General features: G+C 49.8%; 1 protein-coding gene. It reads left to right on the top strand.

What is annotated here, in order from left to right; translation table 11 throughout:
- Window positions 1-106 precede the first annotated feature (106 nt).
- Window positions 107-598: hypothetical protein (locus Q0590_RS37480; protein WP_302042812.1), on the top strand; the 492-nt coding region annotated here is incomplete at its 3' end.

Raw genomic sequence — 598 nt, 5'->3', positions numbered from 1 at the left:
TTTGGTGGGCATCAAACTAGGCAAGACACAGCTGGTGGAATCGGCCAAACGTTATGTCAAAGACTGGATCAAGTACTCGGTGTTCACCGATGGCACAATGGGAGAAATGGAGCGATGGTCAGGTTCTATTCCGGATTTAGGCTGGGCCTATTGCACTGATGTGATTGCTTCAGCGGTCTCGATTGCCGATGCCTTAGCCAGAAAAGGTGACCATAGTTTGTATGAGTACAACACCTCAATCGGCTTGTACGGGACTGAAGGTAGTCAGGGACAAAGCAAAAACCTGCATAAGACCCTGAAGATGATGTACAGGATTGCCGCCAAACAAGTGAAGTGGTATGGCACCAACAACAAGAGCAACCTGAATAGCAGCTATTTGATTGATGGGGAGACCAGCAGCTGGAAAGCTTTGCATGATGTCTGGTTGACGATGGCTAATCTCAAGTACAAAGACCAGGACATCCAGGCCATGTACATGCGCAAGGGTGAGGGCATGAGCCCATATTGGAGCCGGCCGGTAGGGCAGGGCAAGCATGTGGTATGGACAGGGGATTGGGGTATTTTTCCCGGGTTGCTCTTCATGTTTGGCCAAATGGAA

Source organism: Rhodocytophaga aerolata (assembly GCF_030503435.1).
Taxonomy (GTDB): domain Bacteria; phylum Bacteroidota; class Bacteroidia; order Cytophagales; family 172606-1; genus Rhodocytophaga; species Rhodocytophaga aerolata.
Note: the sequence above shows the minus strand (reverse complement) of the source record. Positions and strands in the feature narration are given on the sequence as shown.